Origin of the sequence: Dokdonia ponticola, from assembly GCF_042653865.1 — a bacterium.
GTDB lineage: Bacteria > Bacteroidota > Bacteroidia > Flavobacteriales > Flavobacteriaceae > Dokdonia > Dokdonia ponticola.
The window spans coordinates 219,687-236,223 of record NZ_JBHSFV010000001.1; the positions used below are offsets into that span (position 1 = coordinate 219,687).

Genomic DNA, 16,537 nt, shown 5'->3' on the forward strand with positions numbered 1-16,537 from the left:
AAAGATACGTAAAATCAAATGTTAACAAGAAAAGCACCCCCACTTTACCTACATTTCTGATTATTCAACAGAAACGCCTTCAAACTGAAAATTTGAAATCAGTAAAGCATGGAATGTGTAGGAGTTATATAAAAATTCGTAAAATCAATGCTCTTTGGTCGCCAGCTTGGTCAAAAGTAGCATTGGTCACTGTGATGTTTTCATATTGATACCCTGGACAACACTCATCACTTGAGAGGGTTTCAATATCAAGTGCAATGGCAACATCAAATACGTTTTCTAATGAAACTTGAACTTGATTTTGCCCTACGATACTAGAGAAACCAGTGACTTGTCCTTCATTAAACACATACTCCTGTTCAAAGGTTAATGGTGTATTGTCATCTCCAATAGCGATCGTAAAGCCATCAGGAGCGCCATTGTCAAAAAGACCTTCTAGCACATTTTCACCCGTATCTGCATCTATAAATTCTAATAAAAGTCCTGGCGCTGTACAAAGTACGAGGCTGCAATCTTGAGCATTGTCATCGTCTGAATTACATTGGACAAGAGATAGACTTAATAGACTTATAAAGAAGATACAAATTAGTTTTTTCATGGGTTGTAGATTTTATGTCTTACTATGGTGTATAGTCTATAGAGTCATAAACCTCAAAAAGGTTGCGTTCCATAATCTTAAAATGATGCGATCTTTTAACCCGCATTATGCATTAGAACTTCGTAATGAGGTTTAAAGAAGCAATAAAATATGGCGTTTTCTGAGTTTTAGCATAGCATCGCTATGGTTAAACTTAAAAAGGTAGTGTAACGGTATATTTTGAAGCTTATTTAAGTTGTAATAGATTTTCTAATGCATAATTCGGGTTTAATAAAAGTACACCCTAAGGTACGTCTTGGAATCTAAAAATGGCCCTAAGTGTCAAGGTATTAAACATAGATCCACTAGATACTAAACGAGTTCAGTAAACATCGGAATTAGCTTGATGCAAGTGTACAAGGTATGAATAGGACGTCGCTTTCCATTTCAAGACAAGCCCAAACACAAGGGAATTAAACTTTTGGCTATCGCCCCGCGATTAAAAATCAAATTTATAGGTTACCCCTACCATTCCTTGGAGTCCTTGCACTTCGTAGTTTAACCATTTTTGATAGTCGCTATCCAAGATATTATTAACTCTTCCAAAGGCAGAGAGTCTATCATTAAAGCGGTAGCCTACGTGTGCATTGGCATCTAGGTAGCTATCTAATGTGACCACTTGTGGTTGTGCTAAAATATCGGTAGGGTCATTTGAAAATAACAAGTCTTGACGCTCTCCTACAAAGAATAGATTGATTCCTGCAAACCATTGTTCTGTGATTTGATAATCGGCAAATACCGAAGCGGTTAACTCAGGTAAATTCCAAGCTTCTGCCTGATTATCGGTGGTATACGAATTAAACTGTCCGTTGATTTTCATTTTGAAGTTGCTATTCACATCAAAGTTCAGCTCTCCAAAAACACCTAAGGTTTCTACATCATCATACACCACACTAAACGAGTTTCCATTAAGAAAAGCTACTTGGGAAGATACCTGCGCTGGATTAAATTGAAATAACGCTCTATTGCTTTCTGCGATATAGTTGGCTCTTAAATTATAACTTACACTATTGGAAAGCTTCCCTTTCATTCCTAAATATCCATCGTATTGCTGGTCTGTAGGAGTGATAGCTAAGGACGGCGCTACAAAAGGATTTTCTTGCACAAAGTCATAATAACTATTTTGTCGTAGGTCACCTTCTAGTCCTGCATAGGCAATAAAATAATCACCCACCACCCGATACGATGCTGTTATTTTTGGGTATACAAAAAAGTCGGTGGTGCTATTTTCACTATCCATACTTACAAATCCTGCAACTCCCAGATTTACCGTAAGATCATCTCTTAGAATCACGAGACTTGGATTGACACCTACATTCAGAATACTATGATTGGTTTCTTCTAGGTTTGTAGAAAAATCATTGGTAAAACTACCGTTGACATAATCCACTATTAATCCTGTGGTGATATTTTCTCCTGCGATGGGAAATTCTAAGGTTGGTTTTGCAATAGCACGTAACTCGTTACTACTTTCTGAATCTGTCAGATATCGTAGGGTGGCTTTTCCACCTTTAAAAACACCATCATTAAAGGCTACACTTCCATTTAGCGACCCTGTAAGGTAGGAATGTGTTACATCAAAGTCTTCAGTGAGGATAGGGCCATCTGCGGGACCCATATCTATGATGGTAGGAGAAAGCCCATACCAATTAAATACTTGGTGTTGGACATCCAAATCTGTTCGCCAAGAAAAATCGCGTTCTCTCGCTCCATAATTTAAGTTGAGACGGGTATCATAAAAAAAGTCGTCTACGCGTACATTATCAATCCCGCCTTGTGAGGAGTTATGATTCAAAAATACCCCAAAATCTTCGGTACGACTGATTTGAAAATTGCTATAAAACTCAGCAAGTACAGAGGTAAAACTACCAAAACCAAGCGTCGCATAGTTATCATACAACTTAAGCTTAGGCGCTTTTTTAACCGCAGCGGCTTTTCCTTTGGCAGGTGTGAATGTACTTGCCACAGGCACCGAAAAAATACTGTAGGTTACTTTCTTTTTGGTGGTATTGACAGAGTCATTCAGCTTGGGTGTTGCCTTTACTTTAAACGCATCACTAATGGTGGGCGTGTAGGGTTTTACAACATTAACAACCTCGGTACCTAAATCTTGTTTGTCCTCCTTTTCTTGTCCCTGAACTTGTGTAATACTAAGCCCTAAAGCCAATAAGAAAATAGTTTTATATGTTTTGATGTGATGAACGATCATATATCAATGTATTATGTCTGTGATTTCTGTGATTGATGAAAATTAGTTACCGCCGTCTTCAACAGAAGAATTGGTCTTGGCCTCGTTTGTTTTGATCAGTGCCAATTGTTGTTGCGCTTCTTTTACAATAGCGGGATAGTCCGAAAAGTTGGTAATCACACTTTCCAAAATATAAGTAGCTTGATAGGCATCTTCTAAGGCGTAAAAGTTTTTAGCCATGAGCACCAATCCTTTGGCACCAAATTCTTTATACCCACTGTAATCTCTAGCGAGTTCTTGAACGGCTGTATTTGAGCCTTTAAAATCATTATCCTTATGTTTAAAGTAGGCATCATAATACAACGCTTCTGCTGCGAGTGCGCCCGTGGCAATACTTTGTACTTTTGTATAGGCTATTTTTGCGCGATCTTCGTCGCCTGTTTTGATAGACGCTCTTGCTATAATCACTTGGGCATCACTTTTTACCGCATTATCAATTTTGGTATTCGTGAGCACTTTTTCTGCATAGGTCACTGCATCTGCATAGTTTTCTAACTCATAGTGAGACTTCATCAGATTTGACTGTGCAAAGATGACATTCTGTGGGAAGTCGGCTTCTGTTTCTAGGCGTTGCAATACCGGAATGGCTTCTGTGTAGGATTCTTGGGATAAGAATACTTGCCCTAATCGTGCGAGGGCTTGCTCTGTAAATTCAGACCGCTCTTTTGCAATGACAAACTGGTAATGAGGAATGGTTGTGGGGTAGTCCGCTTTCGCGAAAGCGAGTTGTGCCAGATAAAAATGGGCTTTTAACGCATGCTGACCGTTAGGATAACTCTCGAGATACTCGTCTAGCAAACGCATGGCCTGCGTTGCATTATTTTCTAGATATTGTTTTTCTGCCGAAGCATACGCGGCATCATCCAACTCGGCGTCTTCTACATCGATAAAATCGAGCGTACTCACCCATTGCCCATATTCATTCACACGTCCTAGGTCTATATAAATAAGTTTTGCCGTAGTGACCGCTTGTAAAGCTTCTGGAGTGCCAGGATAGGACGAAGCTACCTTTTTAAGAATGCTAATCGCTTGATCTGACTGATTGTTATTGTCATAAATCAAGGCTTTTTTGAGCAAGGCTTTAGACACATACGAGCTTCCTGGCACGTCCCGTACCAGTTGGTCATAAGCGGCAATAGCTAGATCACTATTATCTTGAGAGACGTATACATTCCCTAATTCATACAAGGCATCATCCCGATAACTTGATTTTGGGAAGCTTTGCGCGAAATTTTTGAGACCGTTGATTTTATCTGCATTTCGGTTGACAAATCCATAACTCATTGATTTTTGGAAGGTCGCATAATCATTATCGGTGGCATTGATTTCGATGGCTTTGTTATACGCTTCGAGCGCTGGCCAGTATTTACTTGAAATAAAACGACTATCTCCTAAACGTAAATACGCATCATTGAGAAGCACTTTGTCTTCTGAGGATTGGTTTGTAAATTTCTCAAAATAGGAAGCTGCATTTTCGTAATCTTTATCAGAAAAATACGCGTAGGCTATGTTATAATTGAGATCTTGATATTCTGGTGTCGCCGAAGCATTGCTATTTTGGGCATACTGTTTATACCCGATAACCGCTTCTTTATGATTGCCGAGTACATAATCACACTCTGCATTCCAATAGGTCGCTCTTGCTACAAATTGCTCATCTCTAGGCTCCTCTAAAGATTTTTTAAACATCGCTTGCGCTTCTATATAATTTCCTTCATTATATAACTCTACCCCTCTATAAAATGCTACTTTTTGGTAGGCAACTTTGCTTTCAAAAGAGTTGCTTTTCTTTAGCAACACAAGTGCTTCTTTATAGTTTTTTGAGGTGATGTAAGAATCTATCAGAAGGGCTTCAAGCGCTTCTTTTGCAGGTGTATTAGGATACTCCTCCATATAATTTGCGAGGACTTGTGGTACGGTTTGGTAGGCATTTCCAATCTCGTAACTCAGTTTTGCATAGTTTAAGCCACTGTCTTCTTTGATTTTTGCATCAAATTCCATTTCTGATGCATTCTTAAAAGCATTTAAAGCTTGCTGCTTCTTGTCTGTTTTTAAGTAGGATTCTGCAAGATGGTAATACGCATTTTGAGCAACGCTGTTTTTTCCATCTACAATTTTATTAAACTCATTGATCGCATTTTCATAATCCCCTTGCTTGTAATAAGCATATCCTAACTGATAATAATCGGTATTATTCCACTTTCCTCTTTTCCCTTTGTACTCTTTGAGGTAGGGTAAGGCTTCTGCATATTTTTCTTGGTTAAAATAGCTTTCCCCTATGATCTTATTGAGTTCTGATTTTTCTTTAGGATTGGCAGTAGGGAGCTGCGACGTTCCTTCGGCGATGGCTTGATCAAACTTTCCTAGTTTAAAATTAAGATCGGCTTTGAAATACGCAAGTTCTTCTTTGTAATCTTCTTTATCTTCAACTGCATCAAAGAGTTCATCGGCTTCTTGGTAATCATCGCCTTCATAGGCCATAAACCCAAGATAGTACTTGGCTTGAGATCCGTATTTCTGCGAATCACGTACACGGTTTAAATACTTTTTGGCTTGATCGTATTGTTTGCTTTTGTAGTAGGAGTACCCATTATTAAAATCGTAGGTTTCTCTGGCACTTCCTGTCAAATTATCCTCATCTACACGATCATACCACTTACGGGCATAGGCATATTTTCCGTTATCAAAATAGAAAGAGGCAACGTCTAGAAATGCCGAATTACGCTTTGTACTGGTTGGGTAGTCATTGACAAACCCCTGCATGAGGTTATCGGCTCCTTGCTGATTTAAACGAACAGCCGCGTTTGCAATGTAATAGGCGCAATCTCCTTGGATAGTTGTATCAGTTGTTTCGTCTTTTACTTCACCAAATAAGGTTTGCGCGGCAAGATACTGCTGACTATTGTAAAGTGACAATGCCTTGTTATACTTCACAAGGTCATCTGTGTAGATCGCAGTTTGCTGTGCAGAGAGGATACTTGTATAAAGTAAAAATGCGGTTAGCACCGTGATTAATTTCTGCATATGGATTGTTTTTGATATGATGTATTAAGATTGGGTCTATAATCGTACTCAAAGATACTTTTCTTCTCTATGCATAACGGGAGAAATAGCGTATAATTATGTAGAGTTGTAAAAAGGAAATTAACAATCGTGAAAACTACCTCACTCTACTTATATTTAGTATTTTGCACCAAAATTTGCAAAAAATTAAAAAATTAAAAAATTCAGAATGAAAAACAGCTATGTCATTTTATGCGTCATTTTAATATACTCATGTATTTCTCAAGCACAAACCAAAAATAAAAAAGGATATTACATCGATAACAATGGGGTTAAAAAAGAGGGGCTCATAAAAGACTTAGATTGGGGAGTTACACCCGACTCATTTACTTTTTACGCAACTGAAAATGCCGAAGGAAAAACCATCACATTGGCGCAAGCCAGCGGTTTTGGAATTTATGACATCTCAAAATACGAAAGGCATCAAGTCAATATAGACAGATCATCTAATAAATTAAATGATCTTAGTAGAGATAGAAACCCTTCTATGCAAATAGAAACGGTGTTCTTAAAAGTAGAGTTAGAAGGGGCTTTAACATTATACTCTCACACCATCGTTGAAGGTCCTAGATTTTATGTTCAAAAAGAAGGCGATCTTATATACCCACTTATTTACAAGCGCTTTTTAACTTACGATGATAAAATCAATGAGAATACGTATTTCCAACAACAATTAGCAACTAATTTTTCTTGTGAAGGTCTTTCTTTTGACGCATCAAGCATCCAATACAACAGAGGTGATATAATCAAGTATGTAAATAAATACAATACATGCAAAGGGGGAACCTCAAAAATAATACGCAAAAAAGAAAATACAAATCCCTTTAAATTACACTTTATAGCAGGTGCAAATTTCAATAGTTTAAAAATAAAAGAATCTGATAACAGAAACTTTGATTTTGGTTCCGCTGTCAATCCTGTTTTTGGATTTGAAATTGAATATATAGTACCCAATTCAAATAACAAATGGGCTGCTTTTTTTGATGGTCGGTATACTAGCTATAGTGCGAGTGGTATTTCCTCCTTTGATTCTGTTTTAACAAATGTAGTGTTCATGCAACGTGTTGATGCAGATCAGCGTTTTTTTGATGTAGGCATCGGAGCACGCCATTATTTTTACCTAGCGCCTTCTTCTAAAATTCATTTGGGAATTAGTTATGGATTGGAAATCATATCAAACACCGATATTACCTATGAACTATCTGACGATTTTATAAGTAATGGTGATGGAAGTCTTGGACTATCCGCAGGATTCTCCTGGAAAAATTTCAGAGGAGAAATTCGCTACAATACTCAAAAAGATCACGTCAAATCAAAATCTGAGTACACGAGTATGATGCTCACAGTAAGTTATCGATTTTTACAATTTTAATAGCTCATTTCATGAGCAAACCATCCAGCGAAAGATCAATATATAAAAAAACCTCCTATTATACATTAAAAGTAGGCTCTTAAGCACGTGACGAATGAGTACGCTTTCACGAAAGTGAATACAACCCACTTTTCCTATAAAAGCTGGATTCAAGTATGGTGATCCCTAGAAAACATGTATTTTTATGAACTACTGATATGAAAAAAGTATTCGTTAAAATACAAACGCTAGCCTTAGAAAAACCCATACTATTTTTGATGATAGTAGGGGTTCTTGTACGCGTTCTTATAGCCATCGCGTACAGCAATCAAGTATCTATTTTTAATGATACGGAGAGTTATATTCCATTGGCTGAGCGACTATCAACACTTGATTTAAAAGGATACGACGGACTCCGCACTCCAGGATATCCGTTACTACTTGCCATCGCAGGAATCCACTTTTCGATTGTTGTTTTTATCCAAACATTGTTAGGGATCCTTTCTTCTGTCCTACTTTTTAAAATCAGTTTTCGTCTTAAAAATCATATCCCACTTGCATTGATTAATGGTCTTAGCTTGTCCTTTTTTCTACATATTCTATTTTATGAAAGAGCGATTCTAACAGAGACATTAACCCTATGTGCATTGGTCGTATGTTTATGGTATCTTGTTCGTATTGATTTTTTCAAAACCCAGAAAAAAGACGCCATTACAAACGTGCAAAGTCTTTTATTGGGTATCTTAATGGCCGTTGTTTTTCTGATACGCCCCATGTTTATTGTCATCACCCCTTTGGTGGTTGTTTGCTTTCTCATCATTTACAGACATCTCAAATTTTTAAAAATAGTCATTCAAGTATTCCTTATAGGCATGCCTGCTTTAGCGAGTTACCAAGCATGGAGTATGCTCAATTTTTATAATACAGACTACAAAACGGTGACGGTGTTTTCAGGAATGAATCTGGCTCAGAATTGTGTGTATTTTATCGATAATGCAGATGATTCTCATGCAGCCTTACGAGATGTATATGTCCGTAAAAGAGACTCTGTCATCGCAAATGACGGTGATGTCTCTATGAGTATTTGGCGTGTGTATGAAGCGCTTAAAGCGAAAGAAAATATCACCGTAGCAGAACTCTCACAACGGTTTGATCCTATGAATAAGGAACTTATTCGAGAGAATCCGCTCGCCTACTCCAAACAAGTAGGAATCTCTTGGCTGGCTTTCTGGGAAGAGTATGTGCTCTGGAATTATAATGCATTCAAGCATAACATTCCAAAATGGATTTTGTCTGGCACCTGGCTATACATTCAAAGACCATTACTATTCTTGATAAACGGTGCTTTTTTAGTCATCAGCTTTATCATGATCATTAGACACATCCGAAAAAAAGAGTTGTCACTTAACTTTTATCTTTTCTGTGTACTCCTTACTTTAGGGTCATCATTAGGACAGGCTCTTGTGATTTATGGGAATAATGGCCGCTTTTCTGTACCATTTTTACCTTTTATCATAGTAGTGGTCTCACATTTTCTTTATGAAACTTATTTTATAAAAAAGATAACACCAAAAAATCATAAGAATTCATCTATTTTTAACGTTAGTTAAACCTTGATATGTCAAACCCAGTATTACATCTTAGCAATGCAGCCATTTATCAAAGAGAAAATATGATTCTCTCTGATGTTCAAATCACGATTAACAAAGGGGACTTTGTGTACCTGATTGGGAAAACCGGATCTGGAAAAAGTAGTTTTATGAAAACACTTTATGGGGATCTCCCACTTACAGAAGGTGAAGGAGAGATTGTAGGGTTTACACTCAATGGATTAAAAGAAAAACAAATTCCTTTTTTACGTCGAAAATTAGGAGTGGTTTTTCAGGATTTCAAGTTATTGAATGACCGTACAGTAAAAGACAATTTGCTCTTTGTACTCAAAGCGACGGGATGGAAAGACAAAACAGCTATTGATGCCAAAATAGAAGAAGTACTCTCTAAAGTAGGGATGAAAAGTAAAGGCTTTAAATATCCGTATCAGCTCTCTGGAGGAGAACAACAACGTGTAGCGATTGCACGGGCCCTTTTGAATGATCCCGAACTTATTCTTGCCGATGAGCCCACAGGAAACCTAGACCCACAAACCAGTGTGGAGATCATGGAAGTCCTTCAAGAGATTAATAAAAATGGGAATACCATTTTAATGGCTACGCACGATTATGCCCTATTATTAAAATACCCTTCCAAAACCTTAAAATGCGATAACAATAAGATTTTTGAGGTGGTGCAACGAACGGTGTAATCTCTTTTTATGTACCAACTCACAAAGAACGTAGCGAAGTCAATAATTCCAAAATCATTTCTACTTAGAAATGAACTCATCCTTCGTAAATTATTTTCTTTTAACTACCGTGGCAGTACATACAATTGTAACGTTTGTCATACAGGACTTAAAAAATTTATTCTCATTGGAAAAAAAGACCTATTATGTCCTATTTGCGGTAGTCGAAGCAGATCACGCAGAGTATATCATCTCCTGAAAGAAAATCACTTACTTTCTGGAAAAATACTCCACTTCTCCCCTCCAAGAGCCTTATATAGGGTGCTCAAAAAAAATACTGAAATCACCTACATCGCTACCGATTATAAGAATGAGTTCATGGCAGATCATTCGTATGATATCACTGCTATCGCAGCACCAGATAATTCATTTGATACTATTATTTGCTATCACGTACTAGAACATATTCTTGACGATACAAAAGCAATCGCCGAACTTTATCGTGTCTTAAAACCTAAAGGAACCTGCCTGTTACAAACTCCGTTTAAAGAAGGAGCTATTTATGAAGACACTACTATTACATCAGAAAAAGGAAGACTCAAAGCCTTTGGTCAGAAAGACCATGTACGAATCTACTCCTTAGAAGGATTGAATTCGCGACTAAAAGACGCGCAATTTCAAACAGAAATCATAGATTTTGTAGCAGAAAAAAACCATGTTCATGGATGGCAATCTGAATCTGTGGTTAAAGCAATGAAATAAACAAATACCAGATCTTATGATCTCGATATAAAAACAAGAATATCCTTGAAAAAAAAACAATATTTCATCACCAATGATCCTTCGATACATCTCACATCGGAAGAAGGTTTTTCAAATCATACCATCGATGACTATACTGTTTTTTGTCATGAAGATTTAGAATGTACGCTTTCGCGAAATAATGTAACGCAGAAGTCTATGCAGCGTGTCACACTGAGCTTGTCGAAGTGCGACGTCGAAGCACGAAAGCAAAATGGCACCGTAACCATTTTAGGATTTATCATAGATCCTAATCAGCCAGAGGCCGCTAACCAAGATATTGCAGACACCTTAGCTAAAAGCACCTCTACAACCCATCTTTTTAAAGCATTAGAATTACTCACAGGAAAATTCGCCCTGTTCTATACATCTGAAACGCATACTATGTTACTCACCGATTTCTTTTCTGAGAGACAACTCTATTATTGGAAAAGAGATGACTATTATTATATCTCATCATCAGATAAACTGATTCTAGATGTCTTACAACTATCCCCAGAAATATCCACAGAAAAGAAGACCTTAGTCGATGACCCGCTGTTTTTAAACATTAACGAACATTGGTTACTCTCTGAAGAAGATTGGGATGAACGTATCAAAAAACTGATTCCTAATCAGTATCTGGATATTCGAAAAAACAAAACAGAACGACTCCCGATTTTTGTCAGTAATCAACTAGAGGAAGCAGAAGTACTGACAGCTTTCAAAACCTATTTACAAAATGTGATGAAAGCAATCACCTTGCGATATACCTCTATTTATTTTCCCATCACCGCAGGATATGACTCTAGATTATTATTAGCTGCCAGTATCCAGTGGAAGGACAACATGAAGTTTTACATTTTTAATTCGGGGAAGACGTATGTCCTAAGAGATGTAAAAATTGCCAAGCAGATCGCTAAAAAGTTCCATCTTGATTTTGAAGAAATTAAGGTCCCTGACATGAGTCCTGCGTTTAAAAAGGAATTCGCTTCTCATTTTATCGTCCCTCGTTTTTTATCAAAAACAAGAAATATTGCTTGGTTTAAAGAACATATCACGACTCCTACCGTCAATATCTCTGGAGGGGGTGGGAATCTAAAAGGTGTATATGACGAAGCTGCCTTTACGACCATAGATGATATCTGTAAAGCAATAGAATATGAAAATATACCTATTCATAAAAAGGCGTTAGAAAAATGGCGAGTTGAAGCAAGACCCTATGCTGAACAATACAACATCCCACTGAACGATTTATTTTTTCAAGAGTTACGCATGGCAAAATGGGCTGCCAAAATGTATCATGAAGCCGATATCACTGCTGTGGATTATTACTCCCCACTCAATAGCAGGCATATCATGTATATGGCCTTTTTAAATATCCCTGCTGAACGAAGACACAAACCTGCTTCCATTCTTTTTAAAACCCTTACCGAAGATATGTTGCCGGGTGCTACACAAATTCCGTACAATCCAAAAACATGGAGGGATTATATTAAAAGTATCATTCCGTATCAACGGATTAAAAAGCAAGTTCGGTTAGTGAGGTATGGGAATAAACTATAATTATATAAATTAATTCCTAGGAGATTATTTACATATATGAATATCGTATTTTCGTAATCCACCATGCTTTCTATCCTTATACCAACATATAATTATCCGATCTATGACCTCATCCAAGAGATGAGCAGACAAGCAGAAGCTATGGCTATCCCCTATGAAATCATAGTTTCAGAGGATCACTCTTCACTTCATCAGGAAGAAAATAAAAACATCACATCCTTCCCTCATACCAAATATCTTGAGCAACCACAAAATCTAGGACGTACAAAAAATCGTGAATCATTAGCCCAAACAGCTACATACGATTGGCTGCTATTTCTAGATGCCGATGTCCTACCCGCTACAACATCATTCTTACAAAACTACATCCATGAGATTCGTGATGATATTGATCTTATTTTTGGAGGAATTACGTATCAAGAAAAATCACCCAATAAAAATCAATATCTCCGTTGGTTTTATGGAAAATATCGGGAGGCACAATCAGTTGAAAAAAGACAACAACAACCTTGGTTTGTGATCTCACAAAACCTACTCATCAAAAAAGAACTCTTTTTAAAAGCGAACGTTAGTAAAGAAAACAGGTATGGATTAGACAATCTATTTTCCCATCAACTTAAAGCCCTAGAGGCAAAAATTGTTCATATAGACAACCCTGTGATCCATTTAGGACTTGAAGAAAGTTCGCTCTTTCTTAAAAAAAGTATCGAGGCTGTAGAAACATCAGTATATTATGAAGATCTTCAGATGATGGAATCTTCATTAAGTCGTCTTCAAAAAAGCTATATATTTCTTAAAAGAAGCAATCTTACAGGACTTTTTGTCGCTATCATAAAGCCGTTTAAAAAACGCATGGAAAGAAATTTACTCGGAAACTCTCCGTTGTTATTTCTTTTTGATCTCTATAAACTCTATCATTATACACTTCTAAAAAAGAATAGGGATGCCTAAATTCTCCGTCATCATATCGGTATACAATAAAGGAGACTTTATTCAAAAAACACTTCAAAGTGTGTTGGCGCAATCTGTTCAGGAGTATGAGATCATTGTCGTCAATGATGCCTCAACCGATCATAGTGAAGCGCAGATCTTGGCAATGCCGCAAGATAAAATCACCTATCATGCATTTCAAGAAAACAAAGGCGCCGCTGCTACTCGAAATAAAGGACTCGAACTTGCGACAGGCGACTATATTGCTTTATTGGATGGAGATGATCTCTGGGATCCTGCATACCTCTCAGAAATCAACCAACTCATACACAACTTTCCGGATCATCAGGTATTTGCCACTGCCATTACGATTGAAGAACATGATGGGAAACGCCCCTCACAGTACAGTTTTTCGAATCCTGAGAACAAAGAACAGCTCTCGCTTAATTACTTTGAAGCGAGTTATAAAAACACCCTACTCACCAGCAGTTCGACGGTCATTAAAAAAACAGTATTTGATACCGTAGGCACCTATGATGAAACGATTAAAAGCGGACAAGACACCGATTTATGGATTCGCATAGGCATGCACTACCCTATTGCGTTTAGCACCAAATCCTATGCCTTGTATACCTATGCGCCCGTCAGTTTATATAAAAGCATTGGCTCTGTAAAACACCGGCCTACGTTTGTCGCCTATGAAGCCGCCGAAAAAGAGAACGCTTCCCTCAAAAAATTTATAGACCTCAACAGATTCTCATTAGCGATCCGTGCCAAATTATGGAATGAACCCAAAGAAGCTCAGTTTTTTATAGATCGTATAGATCCTGCCAATCTCTCCAAAAAACAAGTCAAATTACTCCATGCACCGGCTTTTATGATCAAACTTCTTTTTGGTGTTAAAAGGCTATTAGAAAAATTAGGGATTCGTTTAGGAGTGTATTAGTAAACATGATCATTAAATCAATACACCTCTATTATTTAACGTGAGTTCGACGTAAATAATTAGTTAGTCTTTTAGTATGATAATGCTAAAATTTAATGAAAATAACTTATAATCATGTATTTGTTCATTTTCTTTGCTCGTCCAAAGAAAACCGAACCAAAAGAAAAGACGCTTTTTCTTAGGTATTTTTTCGCGTAAAGCGAAAAACCACAAAGAATTTCCTAAATTTTTTCCAAGGCTTCAAAAATTTTTAACGGAAATCCCTTGTTATACTGGAGAAAAAGAAGAAAACTTATATCGAACTCACGTTATTTAGCATCATTAACTGAAGCAAGAAAAGCATCATACTCACGTATATAATCAGCTTCTTCATACTCGTGAGAAGCCAGCACCAAACACACTGCTCCTGACGAAAAATCTTCCAATTCGCGCCACATTCCCGTAGGAATCAGTAACCCTTTATTGGGCTTATTCAGTGTGATTCGTTTTTTGTTTGTTCCATCGTCCAGCACTACGTCAAAACTTCCGCTCAATGCTACTAGAAACTCCATGCATTCCTTATGAGAATGTCCGCCACGATACGCATCGCTCGGCACGTCATATAGATAATACACGCGTTGCGCTTTGTAAGGAAGCGTATCTTTTTCGATCACTGCTAAATTGCCACGAGGATCTGTTATTCTGGGGATGTCTACTAATGTGATTTGATCTACCATTTATCTACGTTCTTGACCAGAAGCCACGAGTTGTTTATATTTTTTAATTCCTGAAAAACCTGTTTTTGCTTTCGCGAAAGCGGACCCTGTCTTAATAATTTTATGTCTCACTAAGAAAAACACATACTTAAGCACCCAAAGATAGCCCCAAATTCCGTAACATTTATACGCCAGCGCTCCTCTAAGATACAAAAGTCGGTCGCTACCTAAATCCTGCCCTGAACTGACATCAGGATGGGTGAGAATGACTTTCGGTATAAAATACGCAGGGAGTTTTGCTTTCATCACATTGCGCATAAACACATATTCATTGGCGCCGCTAAAAATCGCTCCGAGTCCAAAATGCGGATTATACAACACGTTATGTTGCAACAAAACATCTTTTTTAAAACTAATTACCACACCATTGACTGTTTTATACGAATGATTGGTGTGCCTAGTCACCTTAGGATATTTCCTAAAGATCTTACCATTTGTCTTTTGTAACTGAAAGGTGACCACCGCAGCATCTGGATAGGTTATGTACCCTCCAAGAATGATCGATTGCAAATTAGGAACATACGTCACATCATCATCTGCCACGAGACAAACCTCCCCTATAGCATGTTGTATCGCCATATTCCGACTTTGGGGCAACCCTCTCTCTTCGGTGTTGATGACACGTACGTTAGGCTGTAATGAAGTAATGTGTCGTTTGCTATCTGTTTGATTGATAATCAAAATAGGATACGTATGCACTTCTCCATTGGGAAACATGGGATCCAAAAATGAAAGATCCGACCGAAACATGGTCGAAATTAAAATTTCAAAAGGGACAGAAGCAGGTTTCATCTAGTGGATTATAGTATATTTGAAACAGTCATTCAACACATGAATATACTCTTACTAGGCGAATATAGTCGTTTTCATAATTCTTTAAAAGAAGGATTGATCTCTTTAGGTCATACGGTCACGATTGTGGGTACTGGAGATGCTTTTAAAAAATATCCGGTCGATATTTCTGTGGCACCGACACTCGTCAATGCCAACTGGCTGACAACTAAGATTAAAAACCTTGTATTTACGCTTACAAAACGAGATCTCACGGCGCTAGAAATCGGCTATCGATTTTGGAAACAGCGCGAACAGCTAAAAGGATATGATGTGGTGCAGTTGATCAATTCGTGGAGCATTCGCACGACCCTTCCCAAAGAGAAAAAATGCATTGCTTTTTTAGAACAACACAACAAAGCCCTTTTCTTATCAGCCTGTGGTACGGATACGCCTTGGGTAGAAAGTTTACTCCATGATACCCAATTACCGTATCATATGCTGACCCCTTATTTGAAGGATGCATCGCTTGCCAATTATTATAGTCCTTCACTAAAGTATGTGACTCAAAAACACAAAGCTCATTATGCGTTTTTAGAAAAAAAAGTACAAGCCATCATCCCTACCGATATGGATTACCTCATAGGACTCAAGGGACAAAAGAAAGTAACAGACTTGATTCCTACCCCTATCAACATAGAAAGGTTGCACTTTCACGTAGCGCCTATCCAAGAGAAAATAGTCATTTTTCATGGCATAAACCGATCGAATTACTTGAAAAAGGGAAATGATATTTTTGAAGAAGCTTTACGGATTGTCCATAAAAAATATGCAACACACATAGAGATCATCACGGTAGAATCCTTGCCGTATGCAGATTATATCAATGCATACGATAAGGCACATATTTTATTGGACCAAGTGTATTCTCACGATCAGGGATACAATGCGTTAGAAGCCATGGCTAAAGGAAAAGTGGTCTTTACTGGAGCTGGATCTCATTTTAAAGAACACTACCAACTCACACACACCGTTGCCATAGACGCCACTCCAGACCCAGCACACATTGCTAGTGAGTTAGAACAGTTAATTCTGCATCCCGAACGTATTAAAGAAATTGCGCATAATGCCAGGGCCTTTGTAGAAAAATACCACGACCATGTGATGATTGCACAAAAGTATCTTGATATATGGCAAAAGGATACTTAG

General features: G+C 37.6%; 13 protein-coding genes. 8 read left to right on the forward strand and 5 right to left on the reverse strand.

Annotated features, from left to right (window positions below):
* Positions 1 to 124: 124 nt before the first annotated feature.
* The 3 genes from ACFO3O_RS01025 to ACFO3O_RS01035 all read right to left on the reverse strand — a co-directional run bounded on the left by ACFO3O_RS01025 (position 125) and on the right by ACFO3O_RS01035 (position 5,909).
* Positions 125 to 598, reverse strand: a complete 474-nt coding sequence (locus ACFO3O_RS01025) for a hypothetical protein (protein ID WP_379976670.1) — start codon at positions 596 to 598, stop codon at positions 125 to 127.
* Between the two features lie 478 nt (positions 599 to 1,076).
* Positions 1,077 to 2,846, reverse strand: a complete 1,770-nt coding sequence (locus tag ACFO3O_RS01030; RefSeq protein ID WP_379976671.1) for a TonB-dependent receptor — start codon at positions 2,844 to 2,846, stop codon at positions 1,077 to 1,079.
* Between the two features lie 42 nt (positions 2,847 to 2,888).
* Positions 2,889 to 5,909, reverse strand: coding sequence for a tetratricopeptide repeat protein (locus tag ACFO3O_RS01035; protein WP_379976672.1), 3,021 nt, complete (start codon positions 5,907 to 5,909; stop codon positions 2,889 to 2,891).
* 208 nt (positions 5,910 to 6,117) lie between these two features.
* On the opposite strand from ACFO3O_RS01035, the gene ACFO3O_RS01040 reads away from it, so the two are divergent.
* From ACFO3O_RS01040 to ACFO3O_RS01070, 7 genes are all read left to right on the forward strand, one after another.
* Positions 6,118 to 7,320 (forward strand): hypothetical protein, encoded by a 1,203-nt coding sequence (locus tag ACFO3O_RS01040; protein WP_379976673.1) that lies wholly within the window; start codon positions 6,118 to 6,120, stop codon positions 7,318 to 7,320.
* 197 nt (positions 7,321 to 7,517) lie between these two features.
* A complete protein-coding gene (locus ACFO3O_RS01045; RefSeq protein WP_379976674.1) occupies positions 7,518 to 8,909 on the forward strand; it encodes a hypothetical protein in 1,392 nt (463 codons plus the stop codon).
* Between the two features lie 8 nt (positions 8,910 to 8,917).
* Positions 8,918 to 9,601 (forward strand): cell division ATP-binding protein FtsE, encoded by a 684-nt coding sequence (locus ACFO3O_RS01050; RefSeq protein ID WP_379976675.1) that lies wholly within the window; start codon positions 8,918 to 8,920, stop codon positions 9,599 to 9,601.
* 9 nt (positions 9,602 to 9,610) lie between these two features.
* Positions 9,611 to 10,342 (forward strand): class I SAM-dependent methyltransferase, encoded by a 732-nt coding sequence (locus ACFO3O_RS01055; RefSeq protein WP_379976676.1) that lies wholly within the window; start codon positions 9,611 to 9,613, stop codon positions 10,340 to 10,342.
* Positions 10,343 to 10,387: 45 nt separating this feature from the next.
* Positions 10,388 to 11,926 carry a hypothetical protein gene (locus ACFO3O_RS01060; protein ID WP_379976677.1) on the forward strand — a complete coding sequence of 513 codons (1,539 nt, stop codon included), beginning with the start codon at positions 10,388 to 10,390 and terminating at the stop codon, positions 11,924 to 11,926.
* A gap of 63 nt (positions 11,927 to 11,989) precedes the next feature.
* Complete coding sequence (locus ACFO3O_RS01065; protein WP_379976678.1) at positions 11,990 to 12,877, forward strand: glycosyltransferase family 2 protein; 888 nt, start codon at positions 11,990 to 11,992, stop codon at positions 12,875 to 12,877.
* Positions 12,870 to 13,802, forward strand: a complete 933-nt coding sequence (locus ACFO3O_RS01070; protein WP_379976679.1) for a glycosyltransferase family 2 protein — start codon at positions 12,870 to 12,872, stop codon at positions 13,800 to 13,802. The genes ACFO3O_RS01065 and ACFO3O_RS01070 overlap by 8 nt, the downstream gene beginning before the upstream one ends.
* A 308-nt stretch (positions 13,803 to 14,110) precedes the next feature.
* Here ACFO3O_RS01070 and ACFO3O_RS01075 read toward each other — a convergent pair whose 3' ends face one another.
* The gene (locus ACFO3O_RS01075) at positions 14,111 to 14,518 is read right to left on the reverse strand and encodes a sugar 3,4-ketoisomerase (RefSeq protein WP_379976680.1); all 408 of its coding nucleotides are present in this window, start codon (positions 14,516 to 14,518) and stop codon (positions 14,111 to 14,113) included.
* On the reverse strand, positions 14,519 to 15,349 hold the full coding sequence (locus ACFO3O_RS01080; RefSeq protein WP_379976681.1) for a glycosyltransferase family 2 protein: 831 nt from the start codon (positions 15,347 to 15,349) through the stop codon (positions 14,519 to 14,521).
* Between the two features lie 39 nt (positions 15,350 to 15,388).
* Between ACFO3O_RS01080 and ACFO3O_RS01085 the strand changes: the two genes are divergently transcribed.
* Positions 15,389 to 16,537, forward strand: coding sequence for a glycosyltransferase (locus ACFO3O_RS01085; RefSeq protein WP_379976682.1), 1,149 nt, complete (start codon positions 15,389 to 15,391; stop codon positions 16,535 to 16,537).